The sequence below is a fragment of the Streptomyces sp. NBC_01498 genome (assembly GCF_036327775.1).
GTDB lineage: Bacteria > Actinomycetota > Actinomycetes > Streptomycetales > Streptomycetaceae > Streptomyces.
On record NZ_CP109598.1, the window covers coordinates 508,285 to 531,667 of the forward strand.

Genomic DNA, 23,383 nt, shown 5'->3' on the forward strand with positions numbered 1-23,383 from the left:
GAACGTGGCTGAGGGCCCCCGTCGGGAAAGGTCCCCCGCACGAGAGCTGGTCGCACCACGCCGTAGTCCGCGACGGCGTCTGTCGCTCGATCACGCTCCAGGCATTCCGGCTCGCCGGGCGTGACGCCGGGCCTACGGTTGCGGGTCAGCGCCGGACTTCGACCGGCTTCCCCTGGAACTCTTACGTATCAGGCGGATTGGAGCACGGTTCCCGGACAGCGTCAAGGCAGGTCTCCGGACCTCCGACGGTCCGTCAGGCGCCCCTCTGGCGACCGGGATGCCGGTCGGGTACCGTCCCGCACTGCCGAGTGGGGGAACCCGGTGGGAATCCGGGGCTGACGCGCAGCGGTGTGGGACGGCGGAAGGCCGGCCCGAGCCCGAGTGCCCACACGGTTCACCACCTTCGACAGCCCGTCCACGCGTTCCGGACGCGGCCCGCCCGCTGCTCCGCCGCACCGCGAGGGCGGCTCCGGCACGGGCACGGTCGGCGTCCCTCATCCCAGGAGCAGGCCATGTCCCGTACCACCGCTCTCCGCCGTGCCGCGCTCACCGCGTCCGCGGCCCTCAGCGCGTTCGCGCTGACCACCCTGCCCGCGGCGGCCACCGCGACCCCCGCCCAGATCGCCACGTCGAAGACCAACGGCGTCGGTTACCTCAAGTCCCTTCAGGCGGCGGACGGTTCGTACGCCGGTTCGGGGCTGTCCAACGAGTGGGCGTTCAGCGCGCTGGCCGCCGCCGGCACCGCCGCCGTGGACGTCACACCGGGCGGCGACACCAGCAAGAACGCCAGAACCGTCTACCGCAACCTCCTGGCGTCCGGCGGCTGGCCGTCCTCCTCCCCCGTCGTCACGGACTACGAGCGCGCCGCCCTCAACGCCTACGCCGCCGGCGTCGACCCGGCCCGTGTCTCCGCGTCCCGCAACCTGATCGCCGACATCTACCGCTACTGGCAGACCGCCGAGCCCGGCTACTTCGGCCCGTCCGCCAACTTCAACGGCACGGTCTTCGCGGCCCTGGCGCTGAACGGGGCGAGGACGACGGCCGGTCAGGTACGGGTCCCCGGGGCGCTGCGCGACGCGATCGTCACCCGTCTCCGCGCCAACCAGCACAACGACGGCGGCTGGAACTTCGGCAAGGCGGAAGGCAGTCCGACCCAGCTGGCCGCACCGAGCGACATCGACATGACCGGCGCGGCGATGGCCGCCCTGTGCACCTCCGGCGTGCCGAACACCGATACGGACATCGTGCAGGCCAAGGCGTTCCTCAAGGGCAAACTGATCGCGAGCAGCGGGGCGTTCAACGCCATGTTCGGTGTGAACACCGACTCCAACGGCTGGGCGGTCTCCGGTCTGAACGCGTGCGGTGTCAACCCGCAGACCGGCGACTTCCTCACCACCATGGGCAAGACCCCGGTCGACTTCCTGATCGCCCAGCAGTTCAACCCGGGCGGCGGCTTCAAGTACCTGCCGAGCGACACGGGTCCGTCCGCGTACGCGTCCATCGACGGCCTGCGCGCCGTCGCGGGCGGTGGCTTCACCGCCACGCCGCCCGTCCCCGTCACCGCCGGTGCCCCGCAGTGGGTCGGTCAGACCTCCCTGACCTCCGGTACGGCGACCACGCTGGCCCTGACCGTGGACGACGGGACCGGCGGGGCCCTCAAGGTGTGCTCGGTCGCCCTCACTCCGACCGGTGCCACCACCACCCTGGGGGCCGTCCTCGACGCGGCGACCGGCGCCGCCACGCCCGCGGGCTGTGTCACCTCCGTGGCACCGGCCTCCGGGACCGGCGCGGTCACCTCCGTCAACGGCACCGCCAACAGCGGCTCCCTCACCTGGAAGGTCAGCGTCGACGGATCCGCGTTCACGACCGCCACGCGCGGAACGGCCGTGGGCGTGGGTGACACGATCGCCGTGCGCCGGGGCGCCTGACACCCGTGCGGTGAGCGTCCGCCGGCCGGCGCTGTCTTCTGCGGGAGGGGGAGGCGCGGCGGCCGGGCCCCGTCGGTGCGCGTGGGACCGGCGGGGCGGCGGCGGCGATGACGGTGGCCGGGGGGCGATCCGGCACCGTCCCGGTCCGGGGCCCCGGCGGGCCGTCGCCCGCGCGCCGTCGTCAGCACCCGGTCTCAGCACTCGAAGTCAGCGCTCGGCCTCAGCACTCGGTCGGGTCGGGGATGACCTGTGTCGACGTTTCCTCCGATATTTCTTCGTAGATCTTCTCCACTTGGTCCGCCTCGATGCTCCTTATCGCCTCGCAAATTTTCTCCTTCAGGGCGCCGTTGTCCTTCTTCAGTCCGATCCCGTACTGCTCCGCCTCGCCCAGACCATCCCGGATGATCATGAGCTTGTCGCCGTCCGGGCTGTTGTTCTTCAGGCCCGACAGGATGATTTCGTCCGTCACCACCCCGTCGTACCGGTAGCCGTCGGACCCGTCCTTCTCCTGTAGTCCTTCCATGCAGTCCTCGTAGTCGGTGAGGGCGGCCACCTGCGTGAACCCCTCCTTCTTGAGACGATCCAGCGAGGTCGACTTCTCGACCGTGCAGAGGGGGATACGGGGATTGTCCTTCAAGTTGGCGACGGATCTGACTATCTCCGAACCCATCGCCCCACTCTCGTCCCTGAACTCGGCCTCGTCGTCCCCTTGGCCTTTTCGCAGCATGACCTTCTGTTTGGTCTGGTAATAGGGGCCGGCGAAGTCGACTTCCTTCTTCCTCTTGTCGCTGATGCCATAGGTCCCCACCACCATGTGGACATCCCCGTTTCTCAGGAGAGTCTCACGGGTGTTGCTCCCCAGAGGTTCGAAATGGATGTTCTCCGGGGGGATCCGCATGAACTCGGCGATGTGTCTGGCGTATTCGATCTCCGCTCCGATCCACCGGGGTTTCTCTTTCGTGCCCTCATTGGTGCTCAGTCCGGGCTGGTTGTCCTTGACGCCGATCCTGAAAGTCCCCTTGCCGTTCTGGGCGTTCCTCAGCGCGACCAGGGCCTCGGTCTCGGGGAACGACGCCGGCTCGTGGATCCAGAGGAACCAGCCGCCGACGGCGAGAAGCGCGAGGCACGCGGTTCCGGCCAGTGCGGAGACCGGTCCCCTGCCGCTCCCGCGACGCCGTCGTCGGGGCCCGCCCTCCGGCGGTTCGGCGCCGAAACCGTGCCGGTCGGTCTTCCCGGCAACAGGGGCGGGGGCCTCCGCGGGGGCGCCGGAAGCGTTGTCCGCGTCGTCCGCGGACGGGCCCGGGACAGGGTTCTGGCCAATGAGCGTGTTGTCCGCGCTGTCCGCGCCGTCCGTGGACGAGGTGCGGACGACCTGGCCGACGATGGTCCGCGGCCCCGTCGGGGCGGTCAGGGCGGGGAGGCCGATCTGCTCGCGGATGGTGTCCATGCGGGCGTTGTGGGAGTCGAGTTCGGCGTCGGCGATTTCGAGGAAGCGGTCGTACTCCGACGGCTCGGGAGCCGGCACCTGGCCGGGGGCCTCGCCGGAGGAACCGGCGGGAGAGTCCCGCCCGGTGAGCTGTTTGAACGCGCGGCGGTTCTCCTCGGCCTGCTGGAACGCCTCGATGCGCAGTTCCTCGGCCTGCTGCTGTTCCCGGCGGGCGCGGGCCAGTCTCTCCTCGAACTCCGCGTGCCGCCGCTCGGTCTCGGTCAGCCGCCGTTCGGCTTCGGCCAGCCGCCGTTGGCGCTCGGCGGAGCGTCGTCTGATCTGTGCGGCGCGGTGCTGATTGGCGGTCGTGGCCGACTCCTGCTGGTGCAACTGGAGGCGCACCTGGTCCCGTTCGGCCTCCAGCGTGCGGCAGCGCTGGTTCAGGTCGGCCATCGCGCGGATGAAGGCGTAGATGAGGAGCGTGAGGCTCTGTACCGTCTCCTGCGCCTCGATCTGGCCCTGCCGGGCGTTGTCCAGGCGCATCTCGTACTCGTGCGGGCTGCCACCGGGGGACGCAGCGGGGGCCGACTCCGCCCGGCGGATCGCGTCCGCGTCGGTGGCGGCGCGCAGCAGCTCGTGCCCGAGCCCCCGGTGCAGTTGCTGGTCCTGGCGGGGGACGAGCTTGGTGACGACGCTGTCCAGCACCGACAGGGGAATGAGCTTGCGGCCCCTGAGGAACTCGCTCCACTGCGTGCGGCTGCACGGGAATCCGTCCGCCAGCTGCCGCACCGTATGTCCGGCCACCCGCGCGCGTAACCACTCCGCGAGTTCGTTCGCCTCGGCCGTGTCCCCCGCCACCGGGCGGTACCGGGCGGTCAGCCGATGGGTGGGCCGCTCGTCGTCATGCACTGGTACCGCCTCCACGGGAGTCGGATCCGTCCGCGCGTCCCGGGTTCTTGTCCCGTTTCGGCGCTGTGACCTGCGCGGACGTCACCGGACGTGAACGGACGTAAAGGGACATCAGACCATCAACACACCCTGGTCATCTACCCGTTCCACGAACCAGGAAGGCAACCGTCATGCGAATGCGATCGAAGGGCCGTGCCGCGCTCCTCCTCCGCCGCGTGCCTGTCACGGCCGTCGGCCTGATGGCCCTCGGAGGGACGCTCCTCGCTCTGGGGCTTCCCGCCGACTGGATCGACCTGGCCGCCCTCACCCTCGCGGCCGTGTCGGCCCGGCCGACCCGCCACCACCGGCCCGCTCCCGCTCCGCGCACGCTCCGCAGGAGGAACCTCCTGGCCAGGCGTCGCACCGACGGAGACACCAGGTAGCGGCGGTTCCCACCGGCCGTGCGACCACGGCCGGCCGGCACGGTCGGCGGGAGCCGTACCGTGCCGGCCGGCCGACCCCAAGTCCCCACGGCTCCTCGCCGAACGGTGATCCGGAGTTACCGGGCGAAGCCCCCGGCGTCCGCTCGTGCCCCGAGCGGCGCCGGGGGCTTCGTCGTCTCCCGGGTGGGACGCGGGCGCAGCGCGGCGGCCTCGCGGAGACTGCGGGCTGCCCCGGGCATGCCGAGTGCCTGCTCGATCGTGCCCCGGTGGTGGTGGAACTGGGCGTTCTTCCATCCCGTCCGGGCCGCTTCCCGGGCGTAGCCGAGGGCTTCCGTGTGTCGTCCCGCACGGTGCAGTGCCCACCCCAGCGCGTCGGCGACGATCACGCTCCGGGTGTGTCGCCATTCCCTCCGCATGAGTTCCACGGCGAGTGCCGGATCGCCGTGGTCGGCGGCGTAGAGGGCGAGGTACGGGTCGACGGGACCGCCGTCCGCGCGCACCAGGCGCACCTGCGCCGCCAGTGCCGCTCCTTCCCTGCCCTGGCCCATGTCCCCTGCCGCCCGGCGCAGTTCCACCGCTTCGAGCAGGAACTGGGGCAGCGGGGTTTCCTCGGTCAACCGGCCGTAGAGCTCAAGTGCCGTGCCCGTACGCCCTCGTGCCGCGGTGACCCGGGCGATGCCCGCCCGTGCGTACGGGTGCTTCGGTACGGCGTCCAGGGCCCGCCGGTAGTGCCGTTCCGCGCGGTCGACCGCGCCCGCCGACCAGGCCAGGTCGCCCAGCCGGGCCTCGGCGAAGGCCCGTTCGTCCACGGTGCCCGCGTGGTCCAGGGCCCGCCGGAGCGCGATGGCGGCGTCCTGGGTCCTGCCGTGGGTCTCCAGGTCGTAGGCGGCCCTGCTGTACGCGGCCGTGGTCGGGGCGATGTCGAGCAGCCGCTGTACGGCGGTCCGCGCGGCCGGGTAGTTTCCGAGCTGGATCTCGGCGTCCGCGAGGACGGCGTAGCCGTCGGGCCGGTCGGGGGCCATCCGGGTGCTGTCGAGTCCGTACGCGCGCCCACGGGTGAACGCGTGCCGGGAGTTGGCGAGCAGCCCCTGTCCCGTCACGGCGGCGTAGTTGTCCGTGCCGTCGAGGGCCAGCGAGCGCCGCAGTGCTTTCTCGGCGGCGTCGAGGCGGGCCGCGTCGAGAGTGGTGCGGGCCTGTTCGATCTCCGCGCGTGCCAGTCCGGCCCAGGCGGCCGGGTCGCCCGGGTGGTCGCGGGTGCGGCTCCGCGCGGCGCCGACCGCGCCGGTGTCCGCCCGGCCCGCACCCGGTGCGCCGGTGTCGGCTCCGGCGGGTGGAGCGGCCGTGGGCCGGGCGGCGTCGGGGCCGAGGTACAGCAGCCCCGCCACACACGCGGCCACGGCCAGCGCCGCGCCGGCGGCGTTGATCAGAGACTTCACGGGCCCGCGTGGGGGAGGTTGAGGTAGGGGAAGACGCTCTGCGCGTCGGCGGGCTCCAGGCCGACGATCGGCTTCGGCAGCAGGTCGGCGGCGGACGGCCCGGCGGGCTCGCCCTCCAGCATCCGGATCAGCGGCCCGTCGATGTTGTCGTTGAGGCGCCGCCCGTTGGGGAATCCCTGGAGGTCCCCGTCGAGGACCCCGTACGCCTCGGGGCGGGCGGTGAGCGGGGTGCCGAGGTTCAGCCGCAGTTCCTCGGCGAGCACGATGCGCCCGGGGTCGGCGTCGGCGTTCATCGTGTGGGTGTTGAGGTCGAAGCCGAACGCGGCTCCGTTGTCCTTGCCGATGCCCTTCATGAACAGGGCCTGGATGTCGTGGCGGGGAGTCGCGGGAGCCTTGCATCCCTGGGCCCGCTCGATGCGGTGCGGTGGTACGGGATCGAGTGTCGCGGCCAGGAAGTCGGCCTGACGGTGGTCGTCCTCGGGGGTGCGGGCCTGGAGCCGGTCCTCCGGCCCGCCGGGCCTGGCCAGCCCGACGGTGGAACCGAAGAGGGCGAAGGCGAGGTGCGGGGTGCCCTGCCGGGAGACCTGCCGGTAGGTGGGGGCCTGCGCGGCCAGGCTCCGGCTCAGATCCGCGCCCTGCCGGGAGACCGACGCCCACACGCCGACGACCGGGTTGCGCTTCACATCGCCGTTCAGGGCCACGTCACGCTTGGGCACCTGGAGGACGAGGCTGTTCACATTCAGCACGGACAGCGGCTGGGCGTCCGGCAGCCATCCCGGTACCGGGCCCCGGGTGCCGAGGGTGTAGAGGCCGAAGACCTGGGTGTCGGCCTTGAACGCCTCCGCCGCCTGGGTGGCCACCGTCCGTCCGCCACCGGGGAGTTCGCGGACGGCCTGGGTCCGGAGCCTGCCGTAGTCGGGCATCAGCGCGCGGCCGGTGTGGGTGGGCGAGGCGATCGCGTCCCGGAGCAGTGTCTCGGCGGGGCGGCCCTCGCCGATCTTCTCCAGGGTGTACTTCTGGCGTACGCCGAGGGACCGGTCGTCGAGTGAAGTCACCGGCAGCGGCCCGACTTTCGGCCCGATCCCGAAGGGTCTGCGGTCCTCGTCGCGGAAGGTCCAGCGGTAAGTGGTGTCGGGTGCCCCGTCACCGTCGGCGTCCGTGTGGATCTCGTACCGGGCACCGGTGGCGAACGGGTGGTCGACGAGTGCGTTCGCGGCGGTGCCGGGCAGCTGGAACGGCCGGACGTTCGCGATGAGCGTGACCATGCCGGGGTCGTCGGGGCTGGTGAAGGCGTAGACGTCGGTCAGGTCCGTGGGTGGGTCGAGTACCGCCGAGGGGGCGTCGATGTGCCCGCCCGCCTCGCCGACACCTGTCAGTTGCCCGCCCAGGGCGGCGGCGGTGAGGGCGGCGGTGGCCACCGTCAGGGCGGCGATTCTTCGGCGGGACAGTCCAACGGACGCTGGTCCTGCGGTGGTTCCGGGCATGCGGCTCTCCAGGAGTGGGGGGCAGTCGCCCCAGTCTGGAGCGCCGACGATCCGAATTGGACCGTTGTGCGGCTTTTTCACCCGACTAGTCCGGTGATGATTTATTTCTGTGCACATCTATGCATTGATACGCGTGTACACCAAGGGATCGGCGCCCCACGCGGCTTGCCGCGCCCGATCCGCCGGACCTCTCCCCCGTCACAGACAGGACACGCCACATGTTCACGCACGGACTCCGTCGTCTCACCGTCCTCGCCGCAGCGGCCGCGCTGTCCCTCCCGCTGGGTCTGGGCTCGGCCGGGGCGACCGCCCCGCTGCCCGTCCCCGCCCCCCAGGCGGCGCCGGCCGCCGACCCGTTCCCGGGTCTCTACCTCTCCCCGTGGGGCGACGCGCAGGTCGCGCTCGGCGACGAGGCGCTGGCGTGGATGGCCCGCGAGGGCATCACCCTGGAGGCCATCAGCCCGTTCGCGATGGACGCCGACGGCCGGGGATTCAGCATGCCGATCGGTTCGACGGCCGGTGACGGCCTCGACTCGAAGGGCCGCATCTTCTACCCGGGCGGCCTCAGGTTCCACCACGCGCGCTCCGGCAAGACCATCACCCTCATGCCGACCTACATCCGCGTCATGCCGACGCCCGCGTACAGCGCGGGTGTCTCGGTCGACGGCGGGAAGCTCTCCGACGAGGTCACGATCGCCGAATCCACCTACACGGAGGTCGTCGCGGGAGCCCGGCCGACCCTCACCGGGTGGCGCATCAAGAAGGCGCCGTTCTACATGACCGCCGAGACCTCACGCGTCTTCGCCTCGGTGACCGGGGGCGAAGCCCCGCGGGTCGGCGCCCTGTTCGGGACCCTGACCCCCAACTTCGACTACGTCCCCACCAAGGGATGACCCCCGGCGGCCGTGCGGCCGGCACGGGTGGCGCCGGCCGCCACCGGACACCGTCCGCCGGACCGCACCGTCGCTCCCCCGGCACCTGACGCCGCCGAGCGGTCACGGGGGAGGACCGGGGCGGAAGGAACGCGGCGACGCGCCCCGCCCGCCGCACCGTCCGATGCCCGGCTCCCGCGAGGGAGCCGGGCATCGGCGCGTCCACGCGGTGTACGCGTCACCCCGGGCGTACGCGGCCCGGCTGGGCGCGGCACGGCCGACCACGCCGGGACTTCCCCACCCGTTCGGGAATTGGATACGGGACCGGAAAGATCCCGGGCCGGAAGGCGGGGCAGTGGAAGCCGGAACATCGACACGCCCGCCGGGAGAACCACGGGAACCGGCGCCCGCTCAGGCGACTCGGACGCCGCTGAATTCCTTTGGCGAGGAGCACAGTTCCACTCGCGCCGCCCCACTCCGTGGACGAGGCCGGGCAAGTCCGACAGGTGGGGAGTGATGACAAATGTCACTGTCGAGTCGGCGACGCCGAAAGAACACTGGAATTCGCCGACAACGCGCCCGACCAGGCCACCTCCCCGACCTCCGCACCTTACCCGTCGCACAAGGGAATTGGCCGGGTCCTCTCTCGCACCACACTTCCGTCCATGACAGATCCATTGCACGGGGAGCGGTACCACTGTGAATTCCAACAACCTGACGATGTCCCCCACCGCCGGAAATACGGTGCCCCGGCAACGGGACCCGCGCGGGTCCGGCGCCCAGGAATACGTGACCGGGTTGGGCAGAGAGATACAGAAATCACACACGGAATGGATCCCGGTGGACCGCCTCGTCGCCGTCGATTCTCCCCGCCTTCTGGGGGTGGACGAGGAACACGTCCGGGCACTCGCGGAATCGGAGTCGGAACTGCCGCCGATCACCGTGCACCGGCAGTCGATGTGGGTCATCGACGGAGTGCACCGGTTACGGGCGGCCCTGCTGGGCGGACAGGACCGCATCGCCGTGCGCTTCTTCGAGGGCGACAGGAGAGACGCGTACCTTCTGTCCGTCGCCGTCAACGTCACCCATGGACTGCCGCTCTCCCGGGCCGACCGGCTGGCGGCGGTGCGGCGCATCCTGTCCACGCGTCCGGAACTGTCCGACCGGGCGGTGGCCTCGGTGGCCGGGCTGTCGGCGGCCCGGGTGTCGGCGGTGCGCCGGAGCATGATCGACGGAAGTCCGATGTCGGCGGTACGCGTCGGACTCGACGGCCGGGTACGGCCGCTGAACTCCACGCGCGGCCGGGAACTGGCGAGTCAGCTCCTCCGGGCCAACCCCTCGGCCTCACTGCGGCAGGTGGCCCGGGTCGCGGACGTTTCCCCGGCGACGGTGGCGGACGTGCGCAAGAGGCTGAGCCGGGGCGACGATCCCGTGCCGTCGAAGCTGCGCCCCGGCGGCGGAACGACCGGTCGGCGGAAACCGGTGGAGGACCCGCCGACACCCGGCGGCCGTCCGCTGGCGGAACTGCTTCCGCTGCTCGACTCCCTGCGGCGGGATCCGTCGCTGCGCTTCACCGACACCGGGCGTCTCGTGCTGCGCCTGTTCGACTCCAGCACCCACGCGGCCCGCGCCCGCCTCACCATCATGGACAACGTGCCACCGCACTGCCGGGGTCCGATCGCCCAACTGCTGCTCGGTTACGCGGAGGTGTGGTGCGAGATGGCCAAGGCCCTGGACGACTCGCCCAACTGAGCGCGCGTGGGGCCCGTCCCGGCTCATGGCGGGAAGGCGCCCGGGGTTCAGCCGGACGAGCTGACATCGGCCTTGGGCGGCGGAGCGGGAGCACCCGGAGAACCGGGAGCCGACCGAAGGCCGGGTCCGGCCGAGGGTCCCGTGTCCTCGGCCTTCGTACCGGTCCGCCGAACCGCGAGGGAGCCGTACGCGAAGGCGAGGACGTCCGCCGCGGCGAGCACCAGGCGGCTCGCCGCCGCCGCGACGACCGCTTCCGGCGCGGGGAGCACCGAGGCCAGGAACACCGCGAGCAGCGCCTCCCGCACCCCGAGCCCGTCCGGTACGACGACCACCACGCTGGCCAGCGCGGTCGCCAGGGTGAATCCGGCGACGCACGGCACCACCGCCGCGAGCGGGTCCGCGCCCAACGCCACGGCGAGCAGCCACAGATGGGTGCCGGTCACCACCCAGGCCGCCGCGTACAGCCACACGGACCGCCGGAGCACGTCGCGCGGGACGGGGGCCAGCCTGCGGGCCAGCGCCGGCAGCGCCGTGAGCAGCCGTACCGCGGCCGTCAGCACCCGGGGCAGGAACCACAGCGCCCCCGGTGTCAGGGCGGCGGCGAGGACCGCGGCCCCGGTGCCGTACGCGTACCCCGCCAGGGCGGGCAGCCCCAGTACGGCACCGGTGGACAGGGCCACCCCGGCGCCGGCCCCGAAGGCCACGGTGAGGTGGAGGACCGTGATGCCGGACGCCGCCGCGAGACGGGACTGGAGCACGATCGACCACATCACCCCGGGTACGTAGCGGCCCAGTTGGCCCGCTGCGAAGATCCGTACGGCCGCCGCGCGCGACAGCGGCACCGACAGGGCCTGGAGGGGCTCCCGCCAGGAGAGCGCGGTCAGCCACAGCGCGGCCACCGCGGGGATCAGGGCCACGGGGAGCGCGGGGCTCAGCCGCGTCAGGGCGGCGCCCGTGGCCGCCCGGGTTCCCGCCCCCGCGAACGAGCGCACGAGGAAGAGGGCGCACAGCGCGAGCACCAGCACCGTGAGGGTTCGCCGCACCCACGGCCGCCCCGCGAACCCTCGGACCGCGGCCCACCACCGGCGGCGGCGCGCGGCGCCGGACGAAGGGTCAGGCATGGCCGGTCCCGGTCACGGGCCCGCCGGTGGTACCCGGCGTTCGGCGCCGGTGAGGGCGCGGGGCCGGGAGGATCGTCGGCATCAGGGGGGTCATGGGGCACCTCACAGGAGTCGGCCGAGGGCCAGGCAGGTCAGCCACAGGACGGCGTTGATCACGAGCGGCAGGTCCCTGAACACGTCCTGTCCCGGCTCGCCGCCGCCGCGCCGTACCGCCACCAGTTGCAGATAGCGGCAGGCGGCGAAGACGGCGAACGGCAGGGTGACGACGGCCAGGACGGCCGCGTGCGGATGCGGCGCGGAGAGGGCGAACAGCTCGTAACTGATCAGGGTGGCGGCCAGGAGGACCGCCATGAGCTGGTCGAGCAGCGGCACCGAGTACCCGGCGAGGGCGGGCCGTTGGGCGGCGGCCTGTCCCCGCAGTTGGGCGGTGGCGAGTTCGTGGCGCCGCTTGCCCAGGGACAGCAGCAGGCAGGTGCAGTAGACGCTGATGATCAGCGCGGGGTTGAAGGGGGCCGCCACCGCCACGCAGCCCGCGACCGCGCGCAGGACGAAACCCGTCGCGACCAGGCTGACGTCGACCAGCGGATAGTGCTTCAGGGCCAGGCAGTAGGCGAGGTTGATCACCACGTACCCGGCGATGGCCGCCTGCCCCGCCGGGGGCAGCAGCGCCCCGGCCCCGGCCAGCACCCCCGTGCAGGCGGCGCCCAGCAGCAGGGCGCCGAGGGGGCCCACGCGCCGGGAGGCCAGCGGCCGGTGGCGCTTGACCGGATGGAGCCGGTCCCGTTCCCGGTCCAGCCAGTCGTTGAGGACGTACACCGCGGCGGAGGCCGCCGTGAACGCCACCAGCGTGGCCAGCAGGCGTCCGGGATGGCGCAACAGGGCCGCCGGGTCCACGGCCAGCGGGGCGATCAGGACGAAGACGTTCTTCACCCACTGACGGGGCCGCAGCAGCACCAGCGCCGCCGGAAGCCGCGAACGCCGGTGTCCGCCAACGGAGTTGTCCGGGTCCTGGGCGGCCGTCGCGGTCGTGGACGGGGCGCCCCGCCCGTCGCGGGTGTCCGTCGCGCCCGGCGGCTTCACGGCCGTACCCCCGGCAGCAGCGTGCGGAACGCCTCTTCGTGCGCGTCGAGGAACGCCTCACCGCCGAAAAGCTTCGTCGCCGTCTCCCGGCCCGTCTCCCGCTCCTGGGCGGGCAATTCGGCCAGTTCGAGGATCGCCCGGCGCAGCGCGGCGGGGTCCCGGGGCGGCACGAGCCGGCCGAACCCGGTGGCCTCCACCGGGTAGCGGGAGCCGGACAGGTTGGTGGACACGGGCGGGATGCCCGCCATCATCGCCTCGACCTGCACGATGCCGAAGGACTCCGAGACCGAGGGCAGCGCGAAGACGTCGATCGAGGCGTAGAAGTCCCGTACCGCCTCACCGCGCAGCAGGCCCGTGAACCGGATCCGCGGGTCGTCGCCCGCCTCCTGGCGCAGCTGGGCGATGTTGCTGCCGCCCGCGACGGTGGTGTGGTCCCCGGCGATCAGCAGGCGGGCCCCGGGATCGTCGAGGGAGCGGAAGGCCCGGATCAGGTACTCGATGCCCTTGTCGACGGCGATCCGGCCCATGAAGCCGATGTGCAGCCCGCCCCCGTCGCGCAGCCGGGGGGTGCCGCCGGCGCGGTCCACGCACGGGGAGGGGATGGGGACGAGCCGGCGGTTGCGGATCGTGGGCCAGATCCGTGAACCGCGCGCCTGGTCCTCGCTGTTGGTGATGACCAGGTCCGCCTTCCGGACGGCGGATTTGCAGACCTCGTCGACGGCGCGCATCCCGAAGCGGTTCACGGGGCTGTCGGGCAGGAACACGTCGATGTGGTACGTCACCACGAGCCGCGCGCTGCCCTTGAGGGCGGCGACGAAGGCGGCCTCCGGGTTGGGCAGGTGCATGTGGACGATTTTCGAGCGTGCCGCGAGGCGCCGGACGAGCAGCGGGAGGGCGGGCGCGAGGAAGCCCCGGCTGACGCGGGCGAGCACCGGCGCCCGGAATACCTGGACGCCGTTGATGACCTCGTGGCGGGGCAGCGCCGGATCGTGCTGGGCGCAGGCGACGGCCACCTTCCAGCCACGGGCCGCCAGGCCCTCCGCGGTCAGCCGCGCCGCCTCGGTGAGCCCGCTGACGTACGGGGCGTAGTAGTCGAGCATCACCGTCACATCGAATGCGTCGGTCTCACGCATGGCGGAGTCACTCCTCAGGGTCTCAAGGGGGTGTGCTTCGGGCGTGTTTCGGCCGTGGTGGCGGGTGGTCGCAGGTGTGACCAGTCGTGACTGACATCTGACGCTCTGTCAGAGACTGCGCCCACGCGGGTCGTTCGGCGCGTCGTCGTCCGGGACGGTGACGCGGATCTCCTGTGCCACGTGGTCGGAGAAGTCCTGGCCGCCCCGGAAGGTGTAGTCGGGTACGGCGAGACCGCCGGTGGTGAAAAGCCAGTCCAGCCGCCACAGTCGGGGCAGTGGGTAGTCGGACACGGGCCAGGAGAGGGCGGACAGCGGGGAGCCGCCGGGGTCGTGCGTCCGGGTGCCGGAGCCGAGCGGGGTCACCCGTTTCATCCAGGGTGAGTTGAGGTCGCCGGCGACCACGGCGGGGTGGGGGTTGCCGGCCAGGTCGGCGCGCAGGGCGCCGAGTTCCTGGTCGCGCCGGTCGTACTGTTCCCGCAGGAAGTCGCGGAAGCGGCCGGTGAGCGGGTTGTCCCCGACACGGAAGGGCACCGGGAGGTGCACGTTGTAGAAGGAGACCGTACTGCCGCCGACCCGGACGTCGGTGCGCTGGGCCCTGGCGCCCTTCCAGTACCAGTCCGTGCCGCCGCCGGAGACCGGCCGGTGGTGCTCGGCGACCACGGGCAGCCGGGAGAGGGTCAGCAACTCGCCCTCCACGGACAGGCGGTAGCCGGGGAACTCCTTGCGCAGCCGGGCCGAGTCGTCGATCCGGACCGGCTGGTCGCCCTCCCAGTACAGGTACTCCTGGAGCAGGTACACATCGGCGGCCTGCCGGCGCAGGAAGGTGTAGAAGTCGTCCTTGTCGTCGGTCATCTGCCAGTAGTCCGTGGACCAGGCGAAGACCTTGACCGTGGTGCCCCGGGTGGTGCCCGCGTCCTCACCCCACCTCGGTCCGAGGTCGGCGAGATGGACCCCGGCCAGCAGCAGGACGACCAGGACGGCGGAGAGCCACCGGCGTACGGGCCGGGCGAGCGGGGCGAGGGCGAGGAGCAGCAGCGGCACCGCCACCAGGGTCAGGGGCGGTGTGGCCTCGACCAGCAGCCAGGGCCACCACCGACCGGCGAGCAGCAGGTGCAGGGTGAGCAGCAGGGCCCATGCCGCCGTGGCCCCGACGAGCAGCCGGGTGCCCGCGCACCAGCGGGCCCGCGCCGGTGGTGCGGTCCCGGCGTCCGGAGCGGGGGCCGATCCCCGTTCGGGCGCGGCGGCCAGGGGTTCGTTGGTCGTGGTCATCTCAGAAGAGCACCTTGGCGATGCCCAGGACACCCTGCCGCCAGGGGTCCCGGCTGGTGGGGCCGCCGGAAGCGCCCGGCCCACCGGGCACGGCCTCCGTCTGCCGGCCGCGCCACCACGCGTACGTACGGAGAATGGCGTCCCGGTTCGAGAACCGGGGCCGGAAACCGAGGCATTCCCGGGCCTTGTCGACGCTGACGTACGAGTCGGCCAGCAGCTTGGACAGCAGCCGCCCGTACACCGGTGACAGCCGGGTCCGTTCCAGGGTCCGCAGCACGGCCACCGCGGGCCGGCCCGGTACGGACACCACCCGTCGGCCGTGCCCCGCCGCGTCCAGCACCGCCTGGAAGTCCTCACGCAGCGTGCCGAATTCGGCGGCGCCGATGTTGTACGTGTCGCAGGCCAGGTCGTCCGGGGCGCGCAGCACGGTGAGGACCGCGTCCACCAGGTCCTCCAGGGCCAGCATCTGGATACGGACGTCGCCCTTGCCCAGGACCGGGAAGTGGCGGCCCTCCTCGGCCCACTGGAACAGCATGTCGAACAGTCCCATCCGGCCCGGCCCGAGGAAGGTCTTGGGCCGCAGCACCGGCAGGCACATGCCCGCCGCGCGGAACCGCTCGGCGACCGTCTCGGCCTCGGCCTTCGCCGAGCTGTAGGGGTCGACGGGCGAGTGGGGGTAGCTCTCCGGGGTCGGGACCAGTCGAGGCAGCCCGTACACGGCTGTCGAGGAGATGTGCACCACCCGGGGAACGGCCATGGCGCGGGCCGCCTCCAGCACGGTCGTCGTGCCCTCGACGACGATCGACCGGATGTCGGCCGTCGGGTAGCTGGGCAGCGCGGAGGCGCAGTGGACCAGGGCGTCGGCGCCGTCCAGTGCGCGGGCGAGGGCTTTACGGTCCCGGATGTCGCCGGTGAACGGTACGAGGCCGGGCGCTGCCGGTACCGGGCGCCGGTCGAAGGCGCGGACCTCCTTGCCCTGTTCCAGCAGCCGTTCCACCAGGTGCGCGCCGAGCACCCCGGCGGCGCCCGTGACGGCGACGCGGTCCGGCAGCGAGGACCACCCGGGGGCCGGGGCCCCGTTCTCCTGAGGGTTCGTCACCACAGCGAGCTCACCCGCTCCCGTACGAATCGGCCCACCAAGCGGCTCATGCCCTCGGCGAGGGTGGCGTCCAGGGCGTCGAGGAACCGCTCGACCTCTTCCGGACCGGCCACCAGTGGGGGGCTCACGATCAGCGGGCTGCGGCCGTTGAGCGTGTAGTAGGTGTAGATGTCGTGCTTGCGGTACAGGGTGTCGATGACCGCCGCGGTGATGATCTTGGTGCGGATCAGCGGGTCCTTGGCCAGGCCGCCGGCCGGCAGTCTGCCGACGAGATCCAGGACCTTGGGCCCGCCGGACAGGAAGACACCGAACAGCGCGCCGGAGCCGCACACGTCCGTGATCAGCTCCGGATACGTCGTGCGGATGCGCTCCAGGCCCGGCCGCAGCACCGCCTCGATGGCCCGTGCCCGCGCGGGGAAGTCGTCCTCGACGGCCACGTTGATCGCCTCGATGGCCGTGGCGGTCTCCTCACCGAAGCCGTAGTACGTCGTACTCGTGCTCTGCATCATGGCGTCCGTCATGTTGTCGTACACCTTGCGGAAGACGGGCTCCCGCGCGACGTACGCCGAGACGGAGGACTTGCCGCCGCCGAAGGACTTCGACGTGGTCACGACGTCCGGCACCAGGCCCTCGTACCGGGTGAAGTGGAACATGCTGCCGGTCTTGCCCCAGCCGGTGTAGATCTCGTCGAAGATCAGCACGATGTCCTCGGCCGTGCACAGCTCGCGCAGTCCCCGCAGGAACTCCTCCGAGCACCAGCGCATCGTGGACGCGCTGAACGGCTCGATGAGCAGGGCGTACACGTCGCTGCGCCCGCGCGCGTCGCGGGCGTCGGCCAGCGTACGGCGCACCGAGTCCAGGTCGTCGTACGCGAAGGTGCGGATGCCGGGGATGGTCGGGAAGTCGAAGTGGTTCTGCGCGCCGCCGGTGAGCCCGCCGGAGCCCAGCAGCTTGCCGTGGAAGCTGATGTCGGCCCGCAGGATCTGCCGCCGCCGGCCGCCGTGGTACTTGTACGCCAGTTTCACCGCGCCCTCGACGGCCTCCGCCCCGGAGTTCGGCAGGAACGAGCGGGTCAGGTCGCCCGGCAGCACCGCCGCCAGATTGTGGCCCAGGGCTGCCAGGTAGGGGGAGAAGTAGGTCTTGTGCACCTCCATGCGCCGCTGGTCCTGGAAGCGCTGCCGGGCCGCCAGGATGCGCGGGTGGTTGTGCCCGTGGTTCAGGACGCCCACCCCGCCGGTGAAGTCCAGGATGCTGCGGCCGTCGCGGGTGTGGACATAGGCGCCCTCGGCGTGGTCGACGAGCTCCCGGCCGAAGCCGAAGGAGGTCATCAGCCGGACCTGGCTCTTGTTGATGTATGTGCGGTAGAGCTCGTGCACTTGGTCGACGTCAAGTTTCTCGGCCTCTTCGAGGCTGATGAGTTCCGCCATCGGTCTCTCCCATCCGACATCGTTGTGGACCGCCGGTGACGAAAAGGTCGCACGGGAGAGGGAGCCGCTGCGAGGAGTTGACGGCGTCCTAAGCTGGCGCGACCAGTTGTGGACAGCCCCCGGCGGGGCACGTGGCGATACCGCTGCCGCCCCCTCGTACCTGGTGGCGGTGTGGGCGGTCACGGCCGGGCCGTCGGCCCCGTGGTGGTCACGTCGTCCCGTCGGTGTCTTCGCCGTCCTTCGCCGCAGTCGGTGTCCCCGCCCGTGTCCCGGCCCCCGCCCCGTCCCCCGCCCCGGCTTCCCGGCGGCCGACGAGGAGTCCGGCCTGGAAGCGGCTGGTGGCGCCGAGATCGTCCATGAGAGCCGAGATGTAGCGGCGGCAGGTGCGGGTGGCCATGCCGAGCCGGCGGGCGATCACTTCGTCCTTGAGCCCCATCGACATCAGGCGCAGTATCGACGACCGCGGATCCGCGCCCGGTTGACGGCCGCCCCCGCTGTCACTCCCGCCCTCGGCCTCGGCCTCACTGTCGCTCCCGGCTTCGGTCCCGGTCCCGGTCCCGGTCCGGGTATCGGTGTCGGCCTCGGTATCGGCCTCGGTCCCGAAGGGCCTGCCGACCTGCCAGGAAGCCTCGAAGGAGCGGCGCAGATACGCCACCAGCGTCGGATCGGTGACCACGACGGCACCGGGCGGTTCGGAGCCCTTGCGCTCCATGGGCACGAACGCGATTCTGCGGTCGTAGATGATGAGCCGTTCCGGCAGTTCCTCCGCCGTACGGACCTCCGCGCCCGCCGCGCAGATGTCCCGCGCATAGGTCCGGGTGGTGAGGCTCGCCCGCGCCGTGTGCTGATAGAGCGTCCGGATACGGACACCGCGCCGCAGCATTTCCTGTGTCTGCACAAGATCCTGACGGAGAAGTTCCGCCGATCTGCCTCCGCCGGGTTGCAGACTCAACCGCTCCTCGGTGCAGCGGTGCCGCGCCAGATCGATCTCCCGGCGTACCTCGCGCACATCGTCGAGAATACGAATCGGAACATCTCGCGCCTGGGACCGCTCGGCCGACCGGTAGAGTCCGGCAAGTGAGTGGAATTCCCGGTGGATTCCCGCTATCTGAATGCGCCGGCGGGCGATCGACATCTCCAGCGGAGTCACCAGTTCTGCCTCCACGACCTCCGGGTCGAGCGGCACCACGGGACCGCATTCGCCGGAGGGGCTGAGCAGTCGCAGATCCTGGAGGATCTTGCGGGCCTCGGCGACCCGCGAGAGCTCCGCACCCAGCTGGGCGGCTATCTCCTCGTCGACGAAGACACCGGTTCGCAGCGCCGACCGGTAGGCGCGGACCTCCAGTTGACCCAATAAGACGTGGCTGTCCACGGAGCACCCTCCACTCGACGTCCCCCTGCTGTCCACTTGTTGCCGAGCCACCACAGGACACCCCCGATTCCCGAAACGAATCCTTTCGACCGGCATACTGCTGAAGATCCCGGAATCGGGAGTGCCACAGAGTTGAACTCAGTCGAATGGGTGGAAACATGATGGTGAAGAACCGACACGTTCCGGCCCGCCGTACGGCGGCCCTTTTCCTCTCCGCCGGAATTCAGGAGAACACAGCCGCGACCGGAACCGTATCGCCCGGAACGGGAAAGGCCGCCGTCACCCTTACCGATGACAAATGGGATCTGGCGTAACGGGTCACCCGTTGACCGGGATCCTCACGTTATCGGAACGAACGGCCGGAACACATCCCTGAACAACTGAACAGGGCATCGCCCGCGCCCACCCCGCCGCCCGCACGGTCCGGTACCGGACGGCCGGTTCACCCCGGGGGCGCGCAGACGTCGTCAACAGGGGTCCGCGCGGCCCGGCAACGGGTGCCGGGCCAGCGAGGTGCGCGCGATCTGGAGCAGGTTGAGCGCGGCCCCGGCGCGCAGATTGTCGAAGACCACCCACAGCCAGAATCCCCGTGGGTTGTGCGGGGTGAACCGGATCCGCCCCACGTGGACGCTGTCCGGGTCGCCGAGGGTCAGCGGCGTGGGGAACGCCGCCGGGTTCCCGCCGTCGTGGACCACGACCCCGGGCAACGAGGCCAGCAGCTCCACGAGTTCCCGGCGCTCCGGCGGGGCCCCCGCCTCCACGTACACGGCCGCCGCGTGACCGTGCACCACGGGTACGAAGACAAAGGTCGCCGCGACGTCCAGATGCGGCAGGCCGAGGATCCGGCGGGTCTCCTGCACGAGGCGCTGCTCCTCGGCACTGGACCCGTTCTCCAGCAACTCCCCCACGGCGGGCACCACGTTGAACGCCAGCGGGGAACGGAAACGGTCGGCGGGCCGGTCGGCGTCCGGGTCCTGGAGGGCGAGTTCGCTGCCCTCCAGGAGTTCCTCGACGCCATGGTGTCCCTGCCCGGAGGCCGCCTGGTACGTGCTCAGCACCACCTGGCGCAGGCCCCAGCACCGCTCGATGCCGTGCAGCAGCCGTACCAGCGGTACGGTCAGACTGCCCGCCCCGACGACGGCCCCGACGGGGCGCCGTTCCAGCAGATGACCGTTGACCGGTGGGACGAGCAGGGGGCTGTCCGGGTCGGTGCGGAAGGCACCGGAGCCGTCGACCACGATCCCGGCTCCCCGGGCCACCGCCGCCGGGGCCCAGCGGCGGGTGACGGCCTCCCCGGCGCAGAAGAGGACGAGGTCGGCGTCGGCGAAGTCGACGTCGTCCAGGCGGACCACGGGCTGCGCCCGCCCCTCGACGAGGAGCTCACGTCCCGCCGACCGGGCCGAGGCGACGAGCCGGATCTCCCGGTAGCGCATTCCCAGGTCCCCGATCAGCTCGATGACGGAGGCCCCCAGGGCGCCCGTCGCGCCCACGAGGACGATGCGCGGGGCCGCGAAATCCGTGACACGTACCATCGGTCTCTCCGATCTGCCCGAGCCGACCCGCGTACGGCCCCGAGCGGACCCCCGTGCGGCTGCGTGCCGGCCCGCGTACGGCTCCGTGCCGGGGCGGTCCGGCACGGGTCCTCGCCGGTCAGCGGGCCGCGCCGCGGGGCACCGTCGCGCCCGCTGTCACGGCGGTCGACCTCGGCACCCCGCAGGGCTCGGTGTCGCACGTCCGCACCACGCGCAGCGGGACGAACCGGGCCGTCGGGCGGATCCCGCGAGCTGTTTTCTCCATCCAAACCCGTGGGACGGCCCCTCGGCACTCGGCCGTGCTGTCAGCAAGTGGCCGGGCCGGTTGCGGACAGCGCCGTCGCGGGAGCGACAACCACCACGGCACCCGTCGTCCGGAGGCCGTTCAACTGCCCGCGCCGACGCAGTTGAACGCGCGTCATCACCCGTCGGCGCGGGCGGATCCCGCTACCGGGTACGTCCGTGCCCGGGGCCCGCCGACGGGGCCCCGGTCGGCGCCGCACCGCCGTGGAGGTCGCCCGGACTCAGCGGCCCGCCTCGCGGTAGGCGAGTCCGGACGCGTTCGGGGTCGCGCCGTTGTAGAGCCCGGTCCGGCTGGTCTCGATGGACAGGGTGAACCAGGAGTAGCGCTCCACGTACGGCTGGCTCTCCAGCATCGCCGTGGACGAGCGGACGAAGTCGGTCTGCTCCCGCTCGCTGGGGTAGCGGGGCGTGCCGCCGGAGAAATCGATCAGGGCGTACTCGGTGAGCCAGATCGGCTTGCGGTAGCGGTCGTACACGGCTTGGAGATATCCGCGCAGCTGCTCGGCGGCAGCGGAGCCGAAGTCGCCGCCGTACCAGTGCAGGGGGATGAAGTCGACGCGGTAGCCGCGCGCCGCCGCCCCGGACATGAACCGGTCCAGCCAGCCGCCCGGGGTGTCGCCTCCGTAGGCGACGGAGGGCGCGCCGAGCCGCAGGCCGGTCGATTGCAGGCGCGGCCACAGGTCCAGTGCCTGTTCGACCGTCATGTCGGCCTGCGCCGCCATGTCGGGCTCGTTGAACCCCAGGAGCTGGGTGCCCTGTTGCCGGGCCTCGGCCAGCGCGGCGTCGGTGACGGACCCGGCTCCCCAGATCATCGGTACGAACTCGGTGCCGGCCGGCCGGGCGACCGTGCCCGGGTTCGAGGCCCAGCTGTAGTACCAGGACCCGCCGAGATCGGCGAGTGCCTGGGAGGCGCCCGCGACGGAGTTCACGCTCACGCCTTTACGCGAGGAGGCTGCGGCCTGGGCATGCGTGGCCGGGCCCACGAAGGACGCGCAGAGCAGCGCCAGCAGCAGGGCGAGGATCGTCAGCGGCCGACGGAAGGGGGACGGTGCGGAAGAGGACGGCAGGGAAGGGAGGGAAGAGGTTCCGTTCACGGAGCTCGCTCCAACGGTGTGGGGGATTCGGAACGCGGCCGTCCTCAGTGTGGGCGCGACCGGCCCCTGGTGTCAGTGGAAGGTGACGGTGAAGCCGGTGCACGCCCGGCACTGGCGCATCACCTGATTGCCCGGAATCGTGTCCTGTTTGGACCACGCGTAGGCCTTGGGGCAGCGGGAGTTGACGGCGTCGCTGTAGGCGGTCTGCGCGTCCCGGTTCGGATTCACGCAGAGCATCGGTGCGCCCGTCGCGGGGTCGGACGTCAGATTCTCGGGCGGGCAGTACGGGAGCAGCTCGTTCGAGCAGCCCATCTCCTCGCATTCGCCGCCGTTGGGCGGGGGTGCGACACCGGCCGGGGTGATGGTCACCGGCAGCGACACCGCGTTGACGTAACTGACGTTGTACCAGGGCGCCGGTCCGTCGGAGGGATCGAAGTTGAACTCCGCCAGGCTCGCGGGCTGTTCGCCGGTACTGCACCGGTCGGCGTAGGGCCCGCAGTCGGCCACCCGGCAGTGGAAGGTGCTGCCGGACTCGCCGGCGCAGCCCTGGCGCGCGAAGAACTTGCCGCGCCAGTGGCCGGGCGCGGACGCCTCGGGAATGGTGACGGTGGCCGACTGACCGTCGTCGAGCACGGGCAGACCGGTGAGTACCGCCGATCCGTCGGCGTTGACCGTACTGCCGATCCATACGCGCTGACCGGACTGGTTGGCGAAGGTGACGGTGTGCTCGGCCGCCGCCGCCTGCGCCCCGGGACCGACGGCTCCGGCCAGCACGCACGCGAGGGCGAGAAGGAGCGCGGACAGCGCGGAACGGACAACCGACGCCGGTCGGATGGCAGGCACGGACCGTGTGCCGGGTGAGGAACGGACACCCATGTGGATCGCCTCTCGTGGGGGGTGATGACGCTGAGAGTGATGATCTGAACATGCCAAAATGTGGGGTCGCCAGCGTACGACATCAGGTGACGATCCGTCATGGCGCCTACCCGCAAACGAAGTTGATCGAAGGGTCGGAACGCCGTCGGATGCCGCCGCGACATTTCCGTGCCGAACCGGGTACAACCATCCGCCTCGTTGGGGGGTCTATCAAGTGTGAGCAAACCGCTCTCGGAGTAACAAGGGGGAAATTATGGGAATCGCGCGTAATGCCGCGACTGTGGGTGCGTTGACCGTGGCGATGGTGGGCGCCTCGGCCACCATCGGCGCCACCGCCCACGCCGCGCCCAACGTCACGCCGCAGGGAGTCTGCGGCAGCGCCTACAAGACCGTGAACTCGGCTCCCATCGGTTCGCTGGGCACGGTCTACCTCACGTACAACTCCTCGAACGGCAAGAACTGCGTCGTGACCATCCGCAGCGCCCCGGGCACCGTCAAGGCCATGTCCACCTACATCTACGTCCCCGACACCGGCGAGTGGGGCGAGGACTACGGGAACTACACGTCCTACGCGGGTCCGGGCCGCGTCTACGGCAAGGGCCACTGCGTGAGCTGGGGCGGGCACATCGCCAACGTGTACGTCCAGGTGGAGAACTCCAACTGCGCGGCCCTGAAGGAACGCCGGGTCACCTCCGTCCGCTGACCCGGACCCGGCCCCACCGCGACACCTCCCCGCGCCACCCGGGGTCCGGCCTCCCGGACCCCACCGCGGACGCCGTCGGAAGACGTCCGCACGTCGGGGGAAAGCACGGCAACCCGCAGCCGGTCGGCCGACCCGGGTCCGCACC

18 protein-coding genes are annotated in these 23,383 nt (G+C 71.7%); 5 read left to right on the forward strand and 13 right to left on the reverse strand.

Annotation, left to right across the window (positions count from 1 at the left end; all coding sequences use genetic code 11):
* Positions 1-512: 512 nt before the first annotated feature.
* The gene (locus tag OG875_RS01800; protein WP_330172433.1) at positions 513-1,928 is read left to right on the forward strand and encodes a hypothetical protein; all 1,416 of its coding nucleotides are present in this window, start codon (positions 513-515) and stop codon (positions 1,926-1,928) included.
* 220 nt (positions 1,929-2,148) lie between these two features.
* Here the strand turns inward: OG875_RS01800 and OG875_RS01805 are convergent, their stop codons facing one another.
* Positions 2,149-4,263 carry a transporter substrate-binding domain-containing protein gene (locus OG875_RS01805; RefSeq protein WP_330172434.1) on the reverse strand — a complete coding sequence of 705 codons (2,115 nt, stop codon included), beginning with the start codon at positions 4,261-4,263 and terminating at the stop codon, positions 2,149-2,151.
* Between the two features lie 170 nt (positions 4,264-4,433).
* On the opposite strand from OG875_RS01805, the gene OG875_RS01810 reads away from it, so the two are divergent.
* Positions 4,434-4,685, forward strand: a complete 252-nt coding sequence (locus tag OG875_RS01810) for a hypothetical protein (protein ID WP_330172435.1) — start codon at positions 4,434-4,436, stop codon at positions 4,683-4,685.
* A gap of 116 nt (positions 4,686-4,801) precedes the next feature.
* On the opposite strand, the gene OG875_RS01815 is transcribed toward OG875_RS01810, so the two are convergent.
* Positions 4,802-6,121 (reverse strand): tetratricopeptide repeat protein, encoded by a 1,320-nt coding sequence (locus tag OG875_RS01815; RefSeq protein ID WP_330172436.1) that lies wholly within the window; start codon positions 6,119-6,121, stop codon positions 4,802-4,804.
* Positions 6,118-7,539 (reverse strand): DUF4331 domain-containing protein, encoded by a 1,422-nt coding sequence (locus OG875_RS01820; protein WP_330172437.1) that lies wholly within the window; start codon positions 7,537-7,539, stop codon positions 6,118-6,120. The genes OG875_RS01815 and OG875_RS01820 overlap by 4 nt, the downstream gene beginning before the upstream one ends.
* 284 nt (positions 7,540-7,823) lie before the next feature.
* Between OG875_RS01820 and OG875_RS01825 the strand changes: the two genes are divergently transcribed.
* Both OG875_RS01825 and OG875_RS01830 read left to right on the forward strand, forming a co-directional pair.
* A complete protein-coding gene (locus OG875_RS01825) occupies positions 7,824-8,498 on the forward strand; it encodes a hypothetical protein (RefSeq protein ID WP_330172438.1) in 675 nt (224 codons plus the stop codon).
* An 819-nt stretch (positions 8,499-9,317) separates the two neighbouring features.
* Positions 9,318-10,229: a ParB/RepB/Spo0J family partition protein gene (locus OG875_RS01830; protein ID WP_330172439.1), complete on the forward strand. Its 912-nt coding sequence runs from the start codon at positions 9,318-9,320 to the stop codon at positions 10,227-10,229.
* Positions 10,230-10,276: 47 nt separating this feature from the next.
* Here OG875_RS01830 and OG875_RS01835 read toward each other — a convergent pair whose 3' ends face one another.
* From OG875_RS01835 to OG875_RS01880, 10 genes are all read right to left on the reverse strand, one after another.
* Complete coding sequence (locus tag OG875_RS01835; RefSeq protein ID WP_330172440.1) at positions 10,277-11,272, reverse strand: hypothetical protein; 996 nt, start codon at positions 11,270-11,272, stop codon at positions 10,277-10,279.
* 180 nt (positions 11,273-11,452) lie between these two features.
* Positions 11,453-12,430, reverse strand: coding sequence for a UbiA prenyltransferase family protein (locus OG875_RS01840; protein ID WP_330172441.1), 978 nt, complete (start codon positions 12,428-12,430; stop codon positions 11,453-11,455).
* Positions 12,427-13,563, reverse strand: coding sequence for a glycosyltransferase family 4 protein (locus OG875_RS01845; RefSeq protein WP_330172442.1), 1,137 nt, complete (start codon positions 13,561-13,563; stop codon positions 12,427-12,429). Before OG875_RS01845 ends, OG875_RS01840 begins: the two co-directional genes overlap by 4 nt.
* 108 nt (positions 13,564-13,671) lie before the next feature.
* A complete protein-coding gene (locus tag OG875_RS01850; protein WP_330172443.1) occupies positions 13,672-14,832 on the reverse strand; it encodes an endonuclease/exonuclease/phosphatase family protein in 1,161 nt (386 codons plus the stop codon).
* Between the two features lies 1 nt (position 14,833).
* Positions 14,834-15,931, reverse strand: a complete 1,098-nt coding sequence (locus tag OG875_RS01855) for an NAD-dependent epimerase/dehydratase family protein (protein WP_330172444.1) — start codon at positions 15,929-15,931, stop codon at positions 14,834-14,836.
* Complete coding sequence (locus tag OG875_RS01860) at positions 15,928-17,358, reverse strand: aspartate aminotransferase family protein (protein ID WP_330172445.1); 1,431 nt, start codon at positions 17,356-17,358, stop codon at positions 15,928-15,930. Before OG875_RS01860 ends, OG875_RS01855 begins: the two co-directional genes overlap by 4 nt.
* Before the next feature lie 208 nt (positions 17,359-17,566).
* On the reverse strand, positions 17,567-18,730 hold the full coding sequence (locus tag OG875_RS01865) for a LuxR C-terminal-related transcriptional regulator (protein WP_330172446.1): 1,164 nt from the start codon (positions 18,728-18,730) through the stop codon (positions 17,567-17,569).
* 467 nt (positions 18,731-19,197) lie between these two features.
* Positions 19,198-20,262: an aspartate-semialdehyde dehydrogenase gene (locus OG875_RS01870; protein ID WP_330172447.1), complete on the reverse strand. Its 1,065-nt coding sequence runs from the start codon at positions 20,260-20,262 to the stop codon at positions 19,198-19,200.
* Positions 20,263-20,786: 524 nt separating this feature from the next.
* Positions 20,787-21,659: a glycoside hydrolase family protein gene (locus OG875_RS01875; protein ID WP_330172448.1), complete on the reverse strand. Its 873-nt coding sequence runs from the start codon at positions 21,657-21,659 to the stop codon at positions 20,787-20,789.
* 72 nt (positions 21,660-21,731) lie between these two features.
* A complete protein-coding gene (locus OG875_RS01880; RefSeq protein WP_330172449.1) occupies positions 21,732-22,502 on the reverse strand; it encodes a thaumatin family protein in 771 nt (256 codons plus the stop codon).
* A 334-nt stretch (positions 22,503-22,836) separates the two neighbouring features.
* On the opposite strand from OG875_RS01880, the gene OG875_RS01885 reads away from it, so the two are divergent.
* Complete coding sequence (locus tag OG875_RS01885) at positions 22,837-23,238, forward strand: spore-associated protein (RefSeq protein ID WP_443079234.1); 402 nt, start codon at positions 22,837-22,839, stop codon at positions 23,236-23,238.
* The last annotated feature ends 145 nt before the right edge of the window (positions 23,239-23,383 follow it).